The sequence below is a fragment of the Kitasatospora sp. NPDC002551 genome (genome assembly GCF_040296005.1).
Lineage (GTDB): Bacteria > Actinomycetota > Actinomycetes > Streptomycetales > Streptomycetaceae > Kitasatospora.
In genome coordinates, this window is the sequence record NZ_JBEOWI010000002.1 from 70,994 (window position 1) to 90,695 (window position 19,702).

Consider the following 19,702-nt stretch of genomic DNA (forward strand, 5'->3'; position numbering starts at 1 on the left):
CGCGCTCCTAGGGTCGTGCGATCACCGACCACCCTACGGAGCGTCATGCCCTCCCACCGCGAGCCGACCCTTCCCGAGCCGCGCCGGCCGGAGCCGCCCGCCGCCGTCCGGGCCGGCCGGGTGCTGCGCAACCCCCGGGTCTGGGCGGTCCCGGCGCTGCTGGTCGGCCTGCTCAGCCTGCTGATGTCGCTGCTCTACCTCGGCGGCATCCTCGACCCCCGCGGCGACCTGCACCACCTGCCGATCGCGCTGGTGAACACCGACCGCGGCGCCGACGTCGGCGGGCAGCGGCAGAACCTCGGCGAGCAGCTCGTCACCGGCATCGCCACCGCGCCCGGCCAGGGGGACGCCGTCTCCTGGCGGCTGCTCGACGAGGCGCAGGCGCAGGCACAGCTCTCCTCCGGCAAGCTCGCCGGCGCGCTCCAGGTACCGCCGGACTTCACCGCCACCGTCGCCGCCCTCGGCGGCGCGAGCGTCAAGCCCGCACGCCCCACCGTGCTCCAGTACACCAACCCGGGCGTCGGCAGCCTCGGCTCCTCGCTCGCCGCCCAGATCGGCCAGCAGGCCGTCCACCAGGCCTCGCTGACCCTCGGCGCCCGGCTCTCCGCCCTCCCGCAGTCCCAGGGCCTCGACGACGCGGCCCGGCTGCTGATCGCCGACCCGGTCGCCGTCAGCACCACCGTCGGCCATCCGATCGGCGACCGCAGCGGCCTCGGGCTCTCCGCCTTCTACTACACCCTGCTGCTCGTCCTGGCCGGCTTCTTCGGCGCCAACATCATCGGCAACGGCGTCGACGTCGCGCTCGGCTACGCCGACAACGAGATCGGCCCCTGGCGGGCCCGCCACCCGGCGGTGCCGATCGACCGCACCAGCACCCTCGCCGTCAAGTGCGTGATGTCGGTGGGCCTGTCGCTGCTCACCTCCTCGCTGATCATGCTCGCCGGAGCGGTGATCCTCGACATGGACGCCGCCCACCTGCCGCTGCTGTGGGTCTTCTCGGTCTGCGCCAGCAGCGCGGTCGGCCTCGGCGTCCAGGCGATCAACGCGGCCTTCGGCGGTCTCGGCCTGCTGGTCAGCATGTTCGTGTTCATCGTGCTCGGCCTGCCGTCCTCCGGCGCGACCGTGCCGCTGGACGCCCTGCCGTCGTTCTACCGGTTCCTCGCGCTGTTCGAGCCGATGCGCCAGCTCACCGACGGCGTGCGCGCCATCCTCTTCTTCGACGCGCGGGCCGACGCCGGCCTCGCCCGGGCCTGGCTCTGGATCGGCATCGGCACCGTCGCGGCCCTGATCTTCGGCTTCGCGATGACCCGCTACTACGACCGCAAGGGCCTGCACCGCGCCGTCCCCGAGCTCGCCTGAGCCGGGGGACGGCGCTCCGTCCGGGGGACGGCGGGTCAGCCGGCCGGCAGCGGCGGCAGCTCCGGCCGCCACAGCCAGGCCTCGAACAGCTCGTCCAGCGGCGCCCGCGCGTACCCGGCGGCGTGGGCGCGGAAGTCCGCGGTGGTCACCACCCCGTGCCGGTGGAACGCCGCCCAGTCCCGCAGCATCCGGAAGAAGGCGGTGTCCCCGAGCGCCAGCCGCAGGGCGTGCACCACCAGGCCCCCGCGCTGGTACAGCCGGTCGTCGAACATCAGCTTGCGACCCGGGTCGGCCAGCCGCAGGTCCTGCGGCAGCCCGGCCAGCAGCCGGTGCGCGTACGCGGCCCGGGCGCCCGCCGCCGGCCCGCCGGAGCGCTCCGACCAGAGCCACTCCGCGTACTTCGCCAGCCCCTCGTTCAGCCAGATCTGGCTCCAGTCGCCGACCGACACGCTGTTGCCGAACCACTGGTGCGCCAGCTCGTGGGCGATCAGCCGCTCCCGCTCCCAGCCGCCGGCCAGGTGGTTGGTGCCGAAGGTCGCCACCCCCTGCGCCTCCACCGGGACGTCCAGCTCCTCGTCGGCGACCACCACCGTGTACTCGCCGAACGGGTACGGGCCGAACACCTCCCCGAAGTAGGCCATCATCTTCGGCTGCCGCCCGAAGTCCGCGGCGAACGCGCCCGTCAGCCGCTCCGGCACGAACCCGGTCTGCGGCACCTGCGGGTGCTCGGCCAGCACCACCGGCCGGTACTGGCCGATCGAGACCGTCACCAGGTACGTGGAGGTCGGCGCGGACTGCTCGTACACCCAGGTGGTGCTGGACGAACCGGTGGTGCGGGTCAGCAGCCGCCCGCCCACCACCACCGTGTACGGGGAGGGCGTGGTGACCGCTATCTGGTACGTCGCCTTGTCCGCCGGCCGGTCGTTGCACGGGAACCAGGACGGCGCCCCGATGGGCTGGCTGGCCACCAGCGCGCCGTCGGTCAGCTCCTCCCAGCCCAGGCCGCCCCACGGGCTGCGCACCGGCCGGGGGTTGCCGGTGTAGTGCACGTCGACGGTGAACGCCGCGCCCGCCGCGAGCGCCTTCGGCGGGCGGATCCGCAGCTTGCCCGCCCGGTGGGTGTAGCGGGCCGGCTTGCCGTCCACCAGGACCCGGCCGATCCGGAACTCGGCGAGGTCCAGCGCGAACTCCGTCAGCGCGGTCACGGCGACGGCGCTCAGCCGCGCGGTGCCGCCCAGCCGGTTCGGACCGGGCCGGTAGTCCAGCGCCAGCTCGTACCGGTGGACCCGGTAGCGCGGATCACCGCTGTTCGGGAAGTAGGGGTCCGGCGGGGCGACGGGCTGCGGGGGCTGCGGGGACTGCGCCGGGCGGGGGTTCACCGGGTCGTACGCTCCTGGAAACACGGGACTGGGCAGGGGGACGGGGACGGGGGACGCCCGGAGGGCCGGACGGGGCGGACCCCGGCCGGCCCCCCGGGGACGGCGGTCAGGAGGTGGGCTGCCACACCTCGATCGGGTTGCCGAGCCACCGGCTGTCGGCGGGCACGGACTCGGCGCGCATCACCAGCGAGGCCGGGCCCAGCGTGCTGCGCGCACCCACCGTGCTGCCGGGCAGCACGATGCCGCCGGGCCCCAGGGTGGCGCCCTCGCGGAGGACGACAGTATCCATCCGCATGATCCGGTCGTGGAAGAGGTGGGTCTGCACCACGCAGCCGCGGTTGACCGTCACCCCGTCCCCGAGCGTCACCAGGTCCGCCTCCGGCAGCCAGTAGCTCTCGCACCACACGCCGCGGCCGACCCGCGCGCCGAGCGCGCGCAGCCACAGGTTCAGCACCGGCGTACCCGGCACCGCGCCCACCAGCCACGGCACCGCCAGCACCTCCACGAAGGTGTCGGCGAGCTCGTTGCGCCACACGAAGCCGCTCCACAGCGGGTGCTCCACCGCCCGGAACCGGCCGACCAGCAGCCACTTCGCGGCCACCGCCACCGCGCACGCCACCGTGCCGGCCGCCAGCAGCACCGCGCCGGACAGCGCCGCCGCCGCGAGCGGCGACCACGCGGACGACAGCCAGGACAGCGCCGCCAGCGTCAGCGCGCCCAGCGCCCCCGAGGCCAGCACCGGCAGCAGCCGGGCCACCTCGACCAGGCCGCGCGCCCACAGCAGCCGGGCCGGCGGCTCGTAGGTCAGGCTCTGGTCCGCCCGGTCGGCCGAGCGCGGCAGCCGCACCGGCGGCATGCCCAGGTACGAGCCGCCCTTCTTCGCCTTCTCCGGCGTCGCCGACAGCACGCCCACCAGGCCGCGCTTGGGCACCGCACGGCCCGGCGCGGTCATCCCCGAGTTGCCGAGGAACGCCCGCTCGCCGACCTTCGCCTCACCCAGGCGCACCCAGCCGCCGCCCAGCTCGTACGGCGCCATCAGGGTGTCGTCGGCCAGGAACGCGCCGTCGCCGACCGTGGTCAGGCTCGGCAGTGCCAGCACCGTCGACACCTCCGCGTGCCGTCCGACCCGCATGCCCAGCGCCCGCAGCCACAGCGGGGTCACCAGACCCGCGTACAGCGGGAAGAGGATCTCCCGGGCCTGGTCCATCAGCTGCATCACCGTCCAGGCCTGCCAGCCGACCCGGCCGTGCAGGGGATGCACCCCGGGCTCCAGACCGATCGACAGCAGCCGCACCGCCGCGACCAGCTGCCCCGCGTAGACCACGCCGAACGCCAGGGTGGCCGGCAGCAGGCCGAGCAGGGCGCCGCCGAGCGCGCCGCCCAGACCGTCCGCCGGGGCGACGAACGGGGCGAGCACCGCCAGGCCGGCCACCGCCGGCAGCACCGGCAGCAGGGTCAGCGCCGTGCCGCTCAGCCCGTACAGCGCGGACCAGCGGGCCCGGCGGGCCGGGCGCTCCTTGGGCCAGGTCCGCTCGGCGCGGCCCAGCTTGACGGCGGGCGCGCCGCCCCAGCGCTGGCCGGTCGGCACGTGGCCGGTGACGCTGGAGCCGGCCACCACCTGGGCCCGCTTGCCGACCCGGGCGCCCGGCAGCAGGATCGAGCGGGTGCCGACCACGGCGCCCGAACCGACCTTGAGCTGCCCCACCTCCAGCCGGTCGCCGTCCAGCCAGTAGCCGCTGAGGTCCACCTCGGCCTCCACCGCGCAGCCCCGGCCCAGCTTGAGCAGGCCGGTCACCGGCGGCAGCGAGTGCAGGTCCACCTCCTCGCCGACCTTGGCGCCCAGCGCCCGCGCGTAGCGGACCAGCCAGGCCCCGGAGAGCGAGGTCGCGCCGCTCACCTCGGCCAGCCGCTCGGCGGCCCACAGCCGCAGGTGCACGCCGCCGCCGCGCGGGTAGCTGCCCGGCCGCAGGCCGCGCAGCAGCAGCCGGGCGCCGCCGGCCGCCAGCGCCAGCCGGCCCGCCGGGGTGAACAGCACCGCCGCGCCGGCGCCGAGCGCCCACCAGGAGGCGGTCGGTGCCCAGGCGTAGCCGTCCAGGTGGGAGAGCAGGTTGCCGAGCGCCAGCAGGGCCACCGTCCAGCGCAGGCCGACCACGGTGAACAGCGGGATCAGCAGGAGCAGCTGCAGCAGCTTGGCGCGGGTCGGCACCGGCTCGATCGTCCGGGCCTCGCCGGTGTCCACCGCCGTGCGCTCCAGGTGGCGGGCGAGCTTGCGCAGCGTCGGCTGCTGGTAGACGTCCACCACCGCCGCGTTCGGGTAGCGGGTGCGCAGCAGGGTGGTCAGCCGGGCGGCGGCCAGGCTGCCGCCGCCGATCGCGAAGAAGTCCTCCCGGGGGCCGCTCACCGGCACACCGAGGATCTCGGTCCACTGCTCGGCCAGCCAGGCCTCGGTGCCGTAGAGCTGCTCGGTCGGCCCGGCCGACTCCAGGCCCTCCAGCGGCCAGGGCAGCGCGTTGCGGTCCACCTTGCCGGAGGTGCGGGTGGGCAGTGTGTCGACCGGCGCGAGCAGCGGCACGAGGGCGGCCGGCAGCTCGGCGCGCAGCCGGGCCACCGCCTGCTCGCGGTCCCAGCCCTCGCTGGTCACCAGGTAGCCGACCAGCAGCTGGTTGCCGCCGCGTGCGGTGCGCACGGCCGCGGCCGCGCCGGCGACGCCGGGCAGCGCCTGCAGCGCCGCGTCGACCTCGCCGAGCTCGATCCGCCGGCCGCCGAGCTTGATCTGCTCGTCGGCGCGGCCCAGGAAGAGCAGGCCCGCCGGGTCGGCCTGGACGAGGTCGCCGCTGCGGTAGGCGCGCTCCCAGCCCATCGAGGGCAGCGGCGCGTACTTCTCGGCGTCCTTCTCCGGGTCCAGGTAGCGGGCCAGGCCGACGCCGCCGATCACCAGCTGGCCGGTGCCGCCGGGGGCGACCGGCTCGCCGGCCTCGTCGACGACCACGAGGTCCCAGCCGTCCAGCGGCAGGCCGATCCGCACCGGGCCGTCGCCGGTCAGCAGCGCCGCGCAGGCGACCACGGTGGCCTCGGTGGGTCCGTAGGTGTTCCACACCTCGCGGCCCTCGGTGACCACGCGCTGCACCAGCTCGGGCGGGCAGGCCTCGCCGCCGAAGATCAGCAGCCGGACCTCGTTCAGCGCCTCGGCCGGCCAGAGCGCGGCCAGCGTCGGCACGGTGGAGACCACGGTGATCTCCTGCTCGGCCAGCCAGGGGCCGAGGTCGGCGCCGGAGCGCACCTGGGAGCGGGGGACCGGCACCAGGCAGGCGCCGTGCCGCCAGGCCAGCCACATCTCCTCGCAGGAGGCGTCGAAGGCCACCGACAGGCCGGCCATCACCCGGTCGCCGGGGCCGATCGGCTCGTCCTGGAGGAAGAGCGCGGCCTCGGCGTCGACGAAGGCGGCGGCGTTGCGGTGGGTGACGGCGACGCCCTTGGGGCGGCCGGTCGAGCCGGAGGTGAAGATGATCCAGGCGTCGTCCGCCGGGATGGGGCGCTGGGCGGCGGGGGTCTGGTCGGCCAGCGGCTCGCGGGGCGCGCCGACCGGGGTGAGCGCGCGCTCGGCGCCGAGGACGGCGGCGACGGCGGCCTCCTCGAAGACCAGCTGGGCGCGCTCGTCCGGGTCCTCGGCGTCCACCGGGACGTAGGCGGCGCCGGCGGCGAGCACGGCGAGGACGCTGACGTAGAGGTCGTTGGTGCCGGAGGGGACGCGCACGCCGACCCGGTCGCCGCGGCCGATGCCGGCGGCGGCGAGGCGGCGGCGCAGCTGCTCGACCTCGGCGGCCAGCGCCCGGTAGGTGAGCACGGTGCGGCCGTCGTCGAGGGCGGGCTCGGCGGGGTACCGGCGGGCGGTCTCGTCGAGGAGGTCGACCAGGGTGCGCGGGGCGGCGGCGGGGCGGCCCGGGTAGCGGGCCTGCTTCTCGGCCTGCCCGGTGGCGGGGGTCGGGCCCGGATCCCGGCTGGGTTCGGCTGTCATGGCTGCCGTGCGCTCCTTGTCCTCGCCCCGTCCCGATCGATGTCCGACCCTTGGGGGCGGTGGGAGCACTCGCCTGTCCGGGTGACCCCACTCCGGGGCCGGAGCGGACAACCCGACCGATGGTAGCCCCGGGCGGTGAACGGCGATCGGCCGACACTCCGCCCAACTGGCCCGACAGTGGCCGAATCTGACGGAGCATCAGCTCGCAACTGAGGCTCCGTGGGTCGTATGTGACGACCTGTCAGTCGTTTTGACGGATCGTCAGGTCGATTTTCCGATCGTGACCCATGCCACACCGATTGCTGCTCCCTCGGGGTGACGGGCCCGCCGCACGGGGGTGCGGCGGGCCCTCGGGGGCTGTGCGGGGGGATCAGCGGGAGGGGTGGCGGAAGGCGTCGAGGTGCTCCTGGAGGAATGCCTCCAGCGTACGCGGGGGCCGTCCGGTCAGCCGGGTGGCGGCGACGTCCGGGGCCTCCGGGCGCTCGACGGCGAGCCGCTGGATCTCCACCACGTGGGCGGCCAGCCAGTCCGGCATCCCGGCCCGGGCGACCAGGTGGGCGTGCATCTGCGCGGGCGGCAGGTCGACGTACCGCACCGGCCGGCCCAGCAGTGTGCTCAGCAGTCCGGCGAGCTCCGGGTGGCTGTAGGCGCGCCCGCCGGTCAGGGCGATGCTGCCGCCCGCGGCGCCCGGGCGGACGAGCGCGGCGGCCGCGACGTCGCCGATGTCGCGGCAGTCGACGTAGTTGCAGCGGGCCGAGCCCATCGCGCCGTGGATCAGCCCGGCCGCCGCGATGCCCGGTGCGAGCAGCAGCAGCTTCTGCATGAACGCGTACGGACGCAGCACGGTGGTGGGGATGCCCGAGGCGCGCAGGCGCTCCTCGATGACGTGGTGGCCCCGGGAGACCGCCACCGGGGAGTCCGGCTCGGCGGCCGGCGCGGAGACCTTGACGATGTGCTCCACGCTCTCCAGGGCGGCGAGGTCGACGGTGCGCAGCTCGTACTCGACCTGGCGGGGGCCGTTCTCCATGGTGAGGAAGAGCTGTCGGGTGCCGCGGAGGGCGGCGCGCATCGAGTCGGGGTCGGCGGCGTCGGCGGCGACGGCCTGGACCATCCGGCGGACGGGCGCGTCGAGGCCGTCCAGCAGGCGCTCGGGGTCGCGGCTCAGTGCGCGGACCGGGATGCCGAGCGCGGTCAGGCTGCGCAGCGTGGCGCCGCCGGTGGCGCCGGACGCGCCCATGACGGTGATCATGCGGGGTTCTCTCCTGGGTTCGGTCGTGTTCGGTCGGTGGTCGGTGGGTGGTCGGTCGGTGTTCGCGGGTGCCCGGTGGGCGGGCGCCGGCGGGTCAGTGCGCCCGGTGCCGGCGGGGGAGGGAGGCGCGCCAGCGCCAGGTGGTCATGGTCGCCGCGATCGCGGCGGACACGGGCAGGTCGAAGCGCAGCCGGCCCGGCCACGGACTGTCGGCGAGCGCCGGCAGGTGCGGCAGCCACGCGGCCCCGGCCGAGCCGACGGCGAAGGCGAGGGCGGCGGAGCCGAGGCCGAACCCGAGCGCGAGGAGCGGGACGGGCCCGCGGGCGGCCCAGGAGTCGGCCGGGCGCCGCCGGTGCCGGGCGCCGACCAGGGCGGCGACCAGGGCCGAGGTGCCGGCGATGGTGGTGAGAGCGGCGATCCTGAGCTCGGACTGGCCGGTCGCGAAGCCGCCGATTCCGGCCATGAGGGCGGGTGCCGCGTAGGCGACCAGCACCTCGCGCCACAGCACGAAGCGCGGCGGGGCGGCGGTGTCGGGGGTGGTGTCGGGAGCGGTCGGCCGCTGCTGGGTTCGGCTGGGCATGGGCGGTCCTAGTGATTAGGGGGCTAACTATAAATGATCAGGTGGCTAACTACACGGGCGTGAAGGAGTCGGCGGGCCGGCCCGGTGGCCCGGGGTGGCGGTGGCCGCGGTGGTGGTGGCGCGTCGGGTCAGTCGTCGGTCAGGGCGGACATGCCCTCGACCAGTCGGGCCAGCAGGTCGAGGAAGAGCGTGCGCTCCTCGACCGAGAGCCCGCCGACCATCGCCTGCATCCGCGCGAAGTGCTCGGGCGCCATCTCGCGCAGGCGCTGGGCGCCGCGCGCGGTCAGCACCACGACGTTGCCGCGCCCGTCCTCGGTGGACGGGCGGCGGGCGACCAGGCCGTCCCGCTCCAGTCCGTCGACCAGTCCGGTCACGGTGGCGCGGGAGACTCCGAGCGCGCTCGCCAGCTGCGAGGGCGACTTCTCGCCGCCGTGGTCCTCCAGTTCGGCCAGCAGCCGGTAGCGGCCGGTGGACAGCCCGAAGCGCGCGAAGTGCGCCTCGCCGGCCTGGCCGAGCCTGGATCCGGCGGCCATCAGCCGCGCCGCGACCAGGACCGCCTGCGGGTCGGCCGACAGGCCGTACCGGGAAAGCTGCCGCCGGGCCTGGTCGAGCGTGGGTGCGCCGGTGCCGGCGTCGTGCTGCTGAGCCATGGAAGTAATATGGCGGCTAACCAGATCCCGGGTCAAGTGGGCCCGGGGCGCGTGTCCGCCGGCCCCGTCGCCTCGTGCCCGGGCGTGGGGGCGTACGGCCTGTGCTGCGCGGACGGCGTTCACAGCCTCACCAGGGCGTACCCGGCGGCGGAGGTCACGGAGCCACGGCCGATCTCCATGGTGGTCCTGGTCTCGTGTCGGTGGTGCTGGCGGAGGCCCGGCCGCACCGGCACGTACACCGAACGGTGCAGCCGGGCCGGGCGACGACACCGGCCGGTGTACAACGGGCTGTCCGCATCGGGACGACGCGACCGCCCCCGCCCCCTCCGTAGGTTCTGGATCACAAGAACGACACCGAGGAGGACGGCATGACGGCGACGAACACGGCTCCGGCCGCGGGGGTGCGGGCTCCGCTCACCCTGATCGGCAGCGGGGCCCTGGCGATGGCCGCGGTGGAGACGCTCAACCCGGAGTACGACCTGGTGAGCGAGACCCTCAGCCGGTACGTACACGGCACGGCCGGCTGGCTGGTCCCGGCGGCGCTGCTGGCCGTCGCCGCCGCCTCCGCCGTCCTCGTGGTACGGCTGGGGGCCGGGACCCGGCGGGCGGGTCGGGCCGCGCTCGCGGTGTGGACGGCGGGCATCCTGGTCGCGGCTCTCTTCCCGGCGGACCCGCCCGGCGACTGGAGCCGCCCCTCCCCCTCCGAACTTGTCCACGGCAACGCCGCCTTCCTGGCCTTCGCGGCCCTGCCGACCGCCGCCGTGCTGCTCCGCGGGACGCTCGTGGCCCGGCGGCCCGGCCTGCGAACGGCCCTGAACACCCTGACCGTGGCCTCGGCCACGGCCACGGCGGCGCTCGCGGTCTTCCTGGTCGACGTGATGGACGGTGGCCCGTCGCTCGGGCTGGGGGGTGCCCCCACGCTCGTCGGCCTCGCCGAACGCCTGGTGATCGCCGTGGACTTCGGGTGGGTCGCGCTCGCGCTGGCGGTGACGGGCACCCGCCGTGAGCGGGGGCGGGACCGTCGTGCATGATCGGCGCATGGAACGACCCGCCGTCCGTGCTCCTGCCGCCCCCCGCACGGCCCGGTTCGTCGACGGGCTCCTCGCGGCCGGCACCGTCGTCGCCGTCCTGGCCGTCACCGTCCGGCTCGGCGGCCGGCTGGACGCCGCGGGAACCCTGCCGCTCGCCCTGTGGCTGGGCGCGCTGCTCCTGACGCGCCGCCGGTGGCCGCTCGCCGTGCTGCTGCTCGGCGTGCAGGCCGTCGTCGTGTTCCGCACCGCCGGACTCACCGACGTGGGCTGGGTGTGGCCGGTGTCCGCCGCGTACGCCACTCTGGCCTCGGACGACCGGCCCGGCCGGCCCGGCCTGCCGTGGGCGGCCGGCGTGGGCCTGGCCGAACTGGCCTTCGCCGGAGCCTGGGAGACGAGCGCCGGTGGCGCCACGGCGCGCGAGGCCCTCGGCTCCCTGGGGGCCGAGGCCCTCTGGCTCGCGGTGCTCCTCGCCTCCGCCGCCGCCTACCGCAACCGGCTCCGCTGGCGCGCCGAACTCGACGAGCGCCTTCTGCGGGCCGCACGGGAACGGGACCTGGAGGCCGGCCGGCGGATCGCGGAGGCCCGCCTGGACATCGCCCGAGAACTGCACGATGTCGTCGGGCACACCCTCACCGTCGTCGGGCTCCAGCTCCGGGTCGCGGCCGAGGCCCTGGACGACTCCCCGGAAGAGGCGCGCAACGCCCTCGCCACCGCGCAGCGGGTCCGCACGGTGGCCCTGCGGGACCTCCGCGCGCTCGTCCACGTGCTGCGCGCGCCGGGGGAGGCCCCGGAGGACCCCGCGGCCGGGGTCCTTGAGATCGCGGCGCTCGTCGACCGGATGCGGTCGACGGAGTTGGACATCCGGCTGGAGGCGGCAGGCGACCTCGCCGCCCTCCCCGCACCGGTCTCCCTCGCCGTCCACCGGATCGTCCAGGAGGCCCTCACCAATACGGTCCGTCATGCAGAGGCGTCACGGGCCGAGGTCGGCATCCGGTGCGGCGACGGACGGGTGGAGGTGAGCGTCACCGACGACGGCCGGACCTCGGCACAGCCACCGTGGACGGCCGGGCACGGGATGCGCGGGATGGATGAACGGGTCCGGGCGCTCGGCGGAGACTTCTCCGCCGGACCGCACGGAAAGGGCGGCGGATGGCTCGTGCGAGCCGCCATACCTGTGCCAGGCTTCCGCCCATGACGATCAAGGTGCTCCTCGCCGACGACCAGGCCCTGGTACGGGCGGGATTCAGCAGCCTCCTCGCCCGCGCCGAGGACATCCGGGTCGTCGGCGAGGCGGGCACGGGCGACGAGGCAGTCCGTACGGCCCGCGCCGTCCGGCCCGACGTCGTCCTCATGGACATCCGCATGCCCGGCACGGACGGCCTCACCGCCACCCGGACGATCGTCGAGAATCCCGAACTGGCGGACTGCCGCGTCATCGTCCTCACCACCTTCGAGACCGACGAGTACGTCTTCGCGGCCCTGCGCGCGGGCGCGAGCGGATTCCTCACCAAGGAGACCGAACCGGACGACCTGCGCCAGGCCGTCCGGGCCGTGGCGGCAGGCGACGCGCTGCTCTCACCGGGCGCGACCCGACGGGTGATCGAGCAGTTCGCGCACCGCCCGGCAGTCCCCACCGACACCGCCGATCAGCTCGCCGTGCTCACCGCGCGGGAACGCGAGGTGACCCGTTTGATCGCGACCGGCCTGTCCAACGACCAGATCGCCTCACAGCTCTTCATCAGCCCGCTCACCGCCAAGACCCACGTCACCCGCGCGATCGCCAAGCTCGGTGTCCGCGACCGAGCCCAACTGGTCATCCTCGCCTACGAGACGGGCCTGGTCCTCGCCGGCGGCCTGCGCCGCCCGGAGCAGGGACCATCGAACGGGACCGGACCGAGGCGCGTCCCGAAGTGAGGTTCTGGCTCGACTTCTGTGATTCAGCTACGCTCAGTAATCAGCCGGGATGGGGCCTGCCGCCTTGAGTCAGAACGGCGGTTCTTCGGCGTATCCACCCGCCCAGGAAGCGCGTTCGGCTATGCGACGGGCGCGCAGTTCGCGGGCGCTCAGGTCGTCCGCGTTCTCCAGGCCGCTCGTGTCATGTCCCCACGCCTTCAGGGCGTCGAAGACACGGTCGCGCTTGTAGCGGTCCGCGCTGGTGGACAGCAGATCGCGCGCTCGGTCGGCCAACTCTCCTCGGTGCGGGACGAGAGCAGGGTGCTCCACCAACGGGATGGCGGCAACGACGGCTGCGGCACGTACCTCCGCGTCGTCGTTGCCGAGGAGAGGCTGGACGGCGGAGTAGAACACTGGACGCAGGTCGCGAAACGCGCGCATCTCCTGATAGTCGTCGAGGAACTCTTTCCCGCAGTGGCGTTCGCCGGCGGCCACGTTCTCGTCGTCGGCGTCGTAGGCGGTGCTGCTGAGCCAGTCCAGGAGTGCCGCGCGGGTGGGACGATGCGGCGCCCGATCCGCATCCCGGCCGCGGTTGCCCATGGCGGTGGCCGGATGATTGAGAATGGCTGCCACATACAGGGCTACCGGAACGGTGGCTTCGTAGATGCTGTTCTGGTGGGTCACCGCCCCGAGGGCGTCGAAGACGGCCGCAGCTCTGGTGCCCGGATCGGGATCGAGGAGGCGTGCCAGCGCCGCCGGAAGGATTTCGCCTGTCCCGCACGGGGTGGCCAGTGACGCCCAGTCCGTCTCGTCCAGGAGCGTCCGGTAATGCGGGAGCACGTTCGGCAGGGCAGCGTCGGTTTGGCTGGGCGCGTCGGTCACAGGCTGAAGCTATAGCGTTTCCGAGCGAGCGGTGTACTTCTGCTGTCGCAGCCCGCGCCGGATGCCGGACCCCACTCGGGTCCGCGTGCGACTGTGGTCACGCCAACAGCACACGCTTGCGTAGAAGTTGGAACCCTGCGCGGCCGAGCATCTGGCGTTTGAGCATCTTGATCCGGTTCACATGACGAATTCCGGGGCAGGGTGAGGCCGGCGATGACCGCGTCCCGGTCGCGGTCGATGCCGGCGGCGAGGGTGTGGAGGCTGGGCAGGTCGTCCTGGCGGACGGCGTTGAGCCATTGCGGTGAACGGAGCCGGCAGCCCGCCGACACGGTCTCACGCGGACGAAGCCGAGGTCACGTGCTTCAGTCAGCGGTAGTCCGCCAGGCCGTCCGCGAGTTCGTCTTCGTCTCCGTCGCGGATGGCGTAGAGGGCTTGTTGCAGAGCGAACGTGCCGCGGATCGCTGCCACGCGGGTGGTGAGTCCGTGGTCTGACAAGCCGCCCAGGGCACGCACCCGTTCCAGGAGTTCGACACCGTAGCCGGCGACGACGGCCGGGAGGTCCTCGGCCTGATCGCCGAGTTCGACATCGTCCCAGTCGAGTACTCCGGCAAGGTGGGGCAGGCCGTGCGTCCACTCCCACAGGACGTTCTCGGCACCGAGGTCGCCATGGACCACTGCGCGGGTGAGGTGGGGGAGGCTGTCGAGTGCCGCGAGCTCCTGCTCGGCCCGTAGGCGCCCGCTGTCGGACATGAGGCGGAACAGCTCCGCGCGCACGCTCTCCGCGAAGCGGCTCCACCGGTCGGCCGGCGCCTGGGGCAGCACTGCTCGTACCGCCCCGTCGATGCCGGCACGGGCCAGACCGCCCAGCAGCGTTGCGTACTGCGCCGCCACGGTGTCGGCCACCCGGGGATCGTTGAGCGCGTCGGCTCGGAGGGGTTCACCGGGGATGCGGGTGAGGACCAGGAACGGGACCTCACCGGCGCCGTGGGCCCCGCCCTGGAACAGCGGTCCGGGTGTGCGGAAGCCGAGGTCGAGTCCGGCGAGTACGCGGAGTGCGGCAGCGCGCTCGGGCAGCCGGGCGGCCGCCGCCCGGGTGCGGGGCAGGCACACAACGCGGTCCGAACCGATGACCACGTTGTGGAACTGTCCCTGTCGCACCGTGAGCTTGCCTGGTTCGTCGTCAGGCAGCAGTCGGCTCAGCAGAGCGCCATGCGTCGTGAGGATGTTCACCCGGGTGACCTCTGGATCCTTCGATGGGGCGGAGCCGAGGTGAATCTACCGTCGGGCCGCGTCGGGGAGCGGACGTCCGCCCCGGCGGACGCACGACGTGGTTCCGGTGGCTCGCGTTCGCGATCGTGCACGGCCGCAGCGGGCCGAGATGCGCTTCCACCGGGTTGGCCCAGGAGGCGCTGGGGGCGGCTCCGGCGCGGGGGAGGGGGTGCGGGCGGGGGTTCCGCACCCCCGTGCGCTGCGGAGGATCGGGACCGGAGTGCGCAGCGGCGTGAGCGCCTGGGTATCGGGAGATCGGTACCGGGTGGTCAGGGGAGGGCCCATGAGCGAGCAGGAAGCACCGCCGATCTCGATCTTCTACCGCCGCGACGGGCTCGGCCCGGGGGCGGCGCTGGGGGAGGCCCAGCGGGGGGATCCGGTGCGGCGGGTGCGGGACTTCTGGCTGCACCGGGTCGGTGAGTACTGGCTCGTCACCCGGCACACCGATGTGCGGCGGGTGCTGGCCGACCAGGAGACCTTCGCGATGTACGACGCGGAGCGCGCCCCGGTCCTGCCGAACGAGCTCCTCAACATGGACCCGCCGGAGCACACCCGGCTGCGCCGCGTCCTGACGCCGGAGTTCACCGGGAAGCGGATCCGCGCGCTGGAGCCGATGATCCGCGCCCGGGCCGGCGAGCTGATCGACGCCATGGAGTCGCGCGGTCCCGCGGCGGACCTGATGGCGGATTTCGCCCTGCCGCTGCCGCTCGGGGTGATCTGCGCGCTGCTCGGCGTTCCCGATCCCGATCAGGGGGAGTTCCACCGCTGGTCGCGGACCACGCTGGATCTCGGGCTGCCGATGGAGGAGCGGCTCGCGGCCGGCCGGGAGTCGCGCGCGTACACGGCCTCGCTGGTGGCGGCGAAGCGGCGCAGCCCGGACGACGGGATGATCGGCATGCTCGTCCGGGAGCACGGCGACGCGGTGTCGGACGCCGAACTGGTCGGCGTCTGCGAGCTGTTGCTGCTCGCCGGCCACGTCACGGTGTCCAACACGATCGGCCTGGGGGTGCTCGCCCTGCTGGCGCACCCGGAACAGGCCGGCCGGTTGCGCGCCGCCGCGGAGAGCGACCCCGTGATCGACACCGCCGTGGAGGAGTTGCTGCGGTTCCTGTCGGTGTCCAGCACCGCGCTGGCCCGGACCGCGCGGTACGACACGGAGCTCGGCGGCGTGCCGATCACGGCCGGTGACCAGGTCGTCTGCCAGCTGCCGGTGGCCAACCGCGACCCGGCGCTCGGCGCCGGGATGGACCGCCTCGACATCGGGCGCAGGCCCGTGTCGCACCTGGCCTTCGGGCACGGTCCGCACCACTGCCTCGGCGCGCCGCTGGCCCGCGCCGAGCTGCGGATCGCGCTGCCCGCGCTGCTGCGGCGGCTGCCCGGTCTCGCACTCGCGTGTCCTGCCGAGGAGGTGTCCTACCGGGTGAACAACGAGGTCTACGGTGTGCACGCACTGCCGGTCACCTGGTGACCGGCGACGTCGACCCCCACTCCTTCTGCCGGACCAGCTCGGGGCCGTCGCGACTGCCCCCACGGCGGTGGCCACCCCGGTAACCGGGCCGGTGGCCGTCAGGACGGTGCCCAGGCCCGGATGACTGGTGCTGGGCGAGGTGGACGCCTACCGCTTCCTCGGCTTCTGCCTGGGCGAGACCGGCGCCGACTTCGACCACTTCGGCATCGACGACTGACACCCCGCCCGGCCCTCCGGCATCCCGGGGGCCGGGCCGTCGTCAAGCGCCATCGCCGCCGGCGATCACCCCCGGGACCCGACGGGACGTCAGATCCACTGTGCTCCAGGCCCGGTGATCGTCAGGGGCATGCGATATGACCATGATCACACCGACCGTCCGCTGTCGTGCTCCGACCCTCACGGCGTCTATCCGTTCGACGGGGTGCTGCACCCACGAGCGAAGCGGAGATCGGACTGTGCGTGCACAACGAGGTGGCGGGGTCGAGGAGGAGAAGCCCGGACGCCGACGGTGGCGGTGGCCGCGGTGGCGGCCCCTGCGGTGGATCGACTACCCGCGCAGGGGGCGGCGCGGAGTCCGGCGCTGGCTCCCCTCCTGGCGGCAGCTGCTCCTGGTGGCGTTACTGGGCGTCCTCGGACCGACCGGGTGGCTGGCCTGGTTCTACACCGTCACGCAGGTGCCCGAGGACCTCAACGCCTTCGCCACCCAGCAGAACAACGTCTACTACTGGGCGGACGGCACCGAGATGGCCCGCATCGGCGAGACCAACCGGCAGGAGGTGCCGCTCGACGGCGTCCCCGAACCGGTGCGGTGGGCCGTGCTCGTCGCCGAGAACGAGACCTTCTACTCGGACCCCGGGATCTCGGCCAAGGGCATCGGCCGTGCGCTCTGGAAGCTGGTCTCCGGCGGCGAGACCCAGGGCGGCTCCACCATCACCCAGCAGTACGTCAAGAACATCTACCTCAACCAGCGGCAGGACTTCTCGCGCAAGCTCAGCGAGGCCGTCATCGCCCTCAAGCTCGACGACCGGATGAGCAAGGACGACATCCTCGCGGGCTACCTCAACAGCAGCTGGTTCGGCCGCGGCAGCTACGGCATCCAGCGCGCCGCCGCGGCCTACTACGGCAAGGACGTCTCCCAGCTCGACGTCAGCGAGGGCGCCTTCCTCGCCGCCCTGCTCAAGGGAGCCGGGCGGTACGATCCGGCGCTGGGCGCGGCCAACCACGATCGGGCCGAGGAGCGGTGGTCCTGGATCCTGGACCGGATGGTCGACACCGGAAGGCTCTCCCGCGCGGACCGCGCCCGGTACACCGTGTTCCCCGAACCCGAGCCGCGGCCGAAGTCCGCCGGCCTCGGCGGCCAGGTCGGCTACCTGGTCGACATCGCCAAGTCCTACATGGAGAGCCACACCGACATCACCCCCGCCGAGTTCGACCTCGGCGGCTACCAGATCCACACCACTTTCGAAAAGTCCAGGGTCACCGCCCTGGCCGTCGCCGTCCAGGAAGCCACGAAGGGCATCGACCCCGGCGCCCGGGACGCCGACAAGTTCCTCAAGGTCGGCGCGGCTTCCGTCGCCCCCGACGGCCGGATCGTCGCCCTCTACGGCGGCCCCGACTACCTCAAACAGGGATTCAACAACGCCAACACCTCCACCGTGCCGGTCGGTTCGGCCTTCGCCCCGCTGGTGTACGCCGCCGGACTCGACCAGGGCGTGCAACGCACGCGGGGCGCCACCCGTACCCCGGTCACCCCCGGCACCACCTACAACGGGGACAACGGGGTGAACGTGATGACCCCGGAAGGCCCGTACTGGGGGCGCGACGGCAAGATCGCCAAGACCGCCAACGACGGCAAGCGCGACTGGGGCCAGGTCACCCTGCGCGCAGCCGTCGAGCAGTCCGTCAACGGGCCGATCATGCAGCTCGGACTGGACATCGGCCTCGAACGGGTACAGAAGACCGCCGCCGCCCTCGGCCTCCTTCCCAGCGTCATGGGCGAACTCAGCCCCGGCTTCGCCGTCGGCAACTCCACCCCCAGCGCCATCCGCACCGCCGACGCCTACACCGCCTTCGCCGCCGGCGGCAGCCGCACCGACCCGTACTCCGTCCTGCGCATCACCCGCAACGGCGAGCCGCTCACGCTGCGCCTGCCCGCCGCCGTCCAGGCACTGTCACCGGCCGTCGCCGCCGAGGTCGACGCGGCCCTCAAGGGCGCCGTCCGCGGCGGCAGCGCCGGCTGGGCGGCCGAAGCGGGGCCCGACCTGGCGGCGAAGCCCGGCACCACCGCGGACCGCACGGCGGGGTGGGCGGTCGGCTACAGCGGACAGCTCGCCACGGCGGTCACGGTCTTCCGCGCCGACCTGCGGGACATGAAGCCGCTGTCCCTCGAAGGGGTGGGCGGGGCCGGCCCGGACACCCCGGACTCGGCGCTGCCCGGCCGGATCTGGAGCACGTACATGAAGGCGGTGGGCGGGCGGTAGGAGGACCGGGCGGCTGCGGTCCCGCAGCCGCCCGGCGGTCGTCATTTCACCAGCCGCGACCAGTCCGCCGGCTGTGCCGGGTCCAGCCGGCGCAGCTGGTCCAGCACCTTCGGGTCCTGGGCGTCCAGCCAGTCGGCGACCTGGCGGAACGAGGCGCAGCGAACGTTCTCACGCTTGCAGACGCTCTTCATCACGTCCTCGATCGCCTGCATGTAGATGCCGCCGTTCCAGTCCTCGAAGTGGTTGCCGATGAAGAGCGGGGCCCGGCTGCCGTTGTAGACCCGCTCGAAGCCGGCCAGGTAGCTGTCCCGGGTCGCCTTCTCCCAGGCGTCGAACTTCTTCGGGTCGCCGTTCGTGGTGGTGCCGGACTGGCCGGCCAGGTAGTTGAAGTCCATCGAGAGGTTCTGGGAGGACGTGCCGGGGTTCGGCAGCAACTGCAGCGGGAAGTTCCAGACGCCTTCCTTCTTCACCGGCCACACCTGGAACTCGCCGGGCGAACTGGCGTCGTAGCGGAAGCCCTTGGCCTTCGCGACGGGCAGCAGGTTCTTCTGGCCCTCCAAGCAGGGGGCGCGGCCGCCCACCAGCTCCTTGGTGTAGTCGAAGGGGAGCGGCGGGAGGTCCTTGTAGCCGGTGTTGGTGCGCCAGTTGGTGACGAAGGATATCGCCTGGTCGAGCTCGGACGCCCACTCCTCGCCGGACCAGTCACCGCCCCCGCCGGGCTGCGGGCCGCAGAAGTGGCCGTTGAAGTGGGTGCCGATCTCGTTGCCGTCCAGCCAGGCCAGGCGGAGCTGCTCCAGGGTGTCCTTGATGTGGGCGTTGGTGGCGAAGTCGATCGATGCCGAGCCCGGGTCGTGCTTCGGGGGGCGGTAGAGCGTGCGTTTCGATTTGGGAAGGAGGTAGAGGCCGGAGAGGAAGAACGTCATCTGGGCGTTGTTCTCCACGCCCAGCTTCCGGAAGCGGGAGAAGAGGCGGTCGTCGCCTTCCAGGGCGCCGTCCCAGGAGAAGACCACGAACTGCGGCGGCTGCTCCCCGGGCTTCAGCCGCTCGGGCTTGGGCTGCCTGGGCTGCGGGCCGGTGTCGGAGGTGGAGCCGTCGCCGAGCAGCTTGACCTGGCCGTCCCTGGTCGGCGTCGGCGTGGGCGTGGGGGGCGGGGTGGGGACCGGGGTCTCGGCGGAGGCCGAGGGCGTGGGACTCGCGGGCATGGTGCCGGTGGAGGCGGGTCTGCTCCTGGGGGCGGAACCTCCCGTGTTCAGGACAAGCGCCGACACGACCCCCACCGCCAGCATCCCGGTCACTCCGCGAGCAGTCCGCACCGTACCTCCGTCAAATCGTCCGACAGTTCGATCACTGCACGGTTTGACGTGATGGACCATCACGGAGGTTGTACGGACTGTGGATTGAGAGGCAGCGGGGCGGAACCGTCGAGCTTCTGCGCGTCAAGGAGTCG

Annotated in this window: 14 protein-coding genes; 6 read left to right on the forward strand and 8 right to left on the reverse strand. The window is 73.7% G+C overall.

Going from position 1 to position 19,702, the window contains the following annotated elements; all coding sequences use genetic code 11:
* Positions 1-45: 45 nt before the first annotated feature.
* Positions 46-1,359: a YhgE/Pip domain-containing protein gene (locus ABT093_RS02760; RefSeq protein ID WP_350559415.1), complete on the forward strand. Its 1,314-nt coding sequence runs from the start codon at positions 46-48 to the stop codon at positions 1,357-1,359.
* A gap of 35 nt (positions 1,360-1,394) precedes the next feature.
* Here the strand turns inward: ABT093_RS02760 and ABT093_RS02765 are convergent, their stop codons facing one another.
* The 5 genes from ABT093_RS02765 to ABT093_RS02785 form a co-directional block, all read right to left on the reverse strand.
* Positions 1,395-2,738, reverse strand: coding sequence for a M1 family metallopeptidase (locus tag ABT093_RS02765; RefSeq protein ID WP_350559418.1), 1,344 nt, complete (start codon positions 2,736-2,738; stop codon positions 1,395-1,397).
* Between the two features lie 106 nt (positions 2,739-2,844).
* Positions 2,845-6,753: a Pls/PosA family non-ribosomal peptide synthetase gene (locus ABT093_RS02770; protein WP_350559421.1), complete on the reverse strand. Its 3,909-nt coding sequence runs from the start codon at positions 6,751-6,753 to the stop codon at positions 2,845-2,847.
* Positions 6,754-7,123: 370 nt separating this feature from the next.
* Positions 7,124-8,002, reverse strand: coding sequence for an NmrA family NAD(P)-binding protein (locus ABT093_RS02775; RefSeq protein WP_350559424.1), 879 nt, complete (start codon positions 8,000-8,002; stop codon positions 7,124-7,126).
* A gap of 94 nt (positions 8,003-8,096) precedes the next feature.
* A complete protein-coding gene (locus tag ABT093_RS02780) occupies positions 8,097-8,582 on the reverse strand; it encodes a hypothetical protein (protein ID WP_350559427.1) in 486 nt (161 codons plus the stop codon).
* A gap of 128 nt (positions 8,583-8,710) precedes the next feature.
* A complete protein-coding gene (locus ABT093_RS02785) occupies positions 8,711-9,232 on the reverse strand; it encodes a MarR family winged helix-turn-helix transcriptional regulator (protein ID WP_350559430.1) in 522 nt (173 codons plus the stop codon).
* A gap of 368 nt (positions 9,233-9,600) precedes the next feature.
* Here ABT093_RS02785 and ABT093_RS02790 point away from each other — a divergent pair, with 368 nt between their 5' ends.
* From ABT093_RS02790 to ABT093_RS02800, 3 genes are read left to right on the forward strand one after another with little or no spacing between them, the layout of a single operon-like run.
* The gene (locus tag ABT093_RS02790; RefSeq protein ID WP_350559433.1) at positions 9,601-10,263 is read left to right on the forward strand and encodes a DUF998 domain-containing protein; all 663 of its coding nucleotides are present in this window, start codon (positions 9,601-9,603) and stop codon (positions 10,261-10,263) included.
* 7 nt (positions 10,264-10,270) lie between these two features.
* The gene (locus ABT093_RS02795) at positions 10,271-11,458 is read left to right on the forward strand and encodes a sensor histidine kinase (RefSeq protein WP_350559436.1); all 1,188 of its coding nucleotides are present in this window, start codon (positions 10,271-10,273) and stop codon (positions 11,456-11,458) included.
* On the forward strand, positions 11,455-12,177 hold the full coding sequence (locus ABT093_RS02800) for a response regulator transcription factor (protein WP_350559439.1): 723 nt from the start codon (positions 11,455-11,457) through the stop codon (positions 12,175-12,177). Before ABT093_RS02795 ends, ABT093_RS02800 begins: the two co-directional genes overlap by 4 nt.
* Before the next feature lie 69 nt (positions 12,178-12,246).
* Here the strand turns inward: ABT093_RS02800 and ABT093_RS02805 are convergent, their stop codons facing one another.
* Positions 12,247-13,038: a hypothetical protein gene (locus tag ABT093_RS02805; RefSeq protein ID WP_350559442.1), complete on the reverse strand. Its 792-nt coding sequence runs from the start codon at positions 13,036-13,038 to the stop codon at positions 12,247-12,249.
* Between the two features lie 366 nt (positions 13,039-13,404).
* Positions 13,405-14,268: a viomycin phosphotransferase gene (vph, locus tag ABT093_RS02810; protein ID WP_350559445.1), complete on the reverse strand. Its 864-nt coding sequence runs from the start codon at positions 14,266-14,268 to the stop codon at positions 13,405-13,407.
* 322 nt (positions 14,269-14,590) lie between these two features.
* On the opposite strand from vph, the gene ABT093_RS02815 reads away from it, so the two are divergent.
* Both ABT093_RS02815 and ABT093_RS02820 read left to right on the forward strand, forming a co-directional pair.
* Complete coding sequence (locus ABT093_RS02815) at positions 14,591-15,775, forward strand: cytochrome P450 (protein WP_350559448.1); 1,185 nt, start codon at positions 14,591-14,593, stop codon at positions 15,773-15,775.
* A 455-nt stretch (positions 15,776-16,230) separates the two neighbouring features.
* Positions 16,231-18,255, forward strand: a complete 2,025-nt coding sequence (locus tag ABT093_RS02820) for a transglycosylase domain-containing protein (protein WP_350559451.1) — start codon at positions 16,231-16,233, stop codon at positions 18,253-18,255.
* A 41-nt stretch (positions 18,256-18,296) separates the two neighbouring features.
* On the opposite strand, the gene ABT093_RS02825 is transcribed toward ABT093_RS02820, so the two are convergent.
* The gene (locus tag ABT093_RS02825) at positions 18,297-19,541 is read right to left on the reverse strand and encodes a polysaccharide deacetylase family protein (protein WP_502884111.1); all 1,245 of its coding nucleotides are present in this window, start codon (positions 19,539-19,541) and stop codon (positions 18,297-18,299) included.
* Positions 19,542-19,702: the final 161 nt, after the last annotated feature.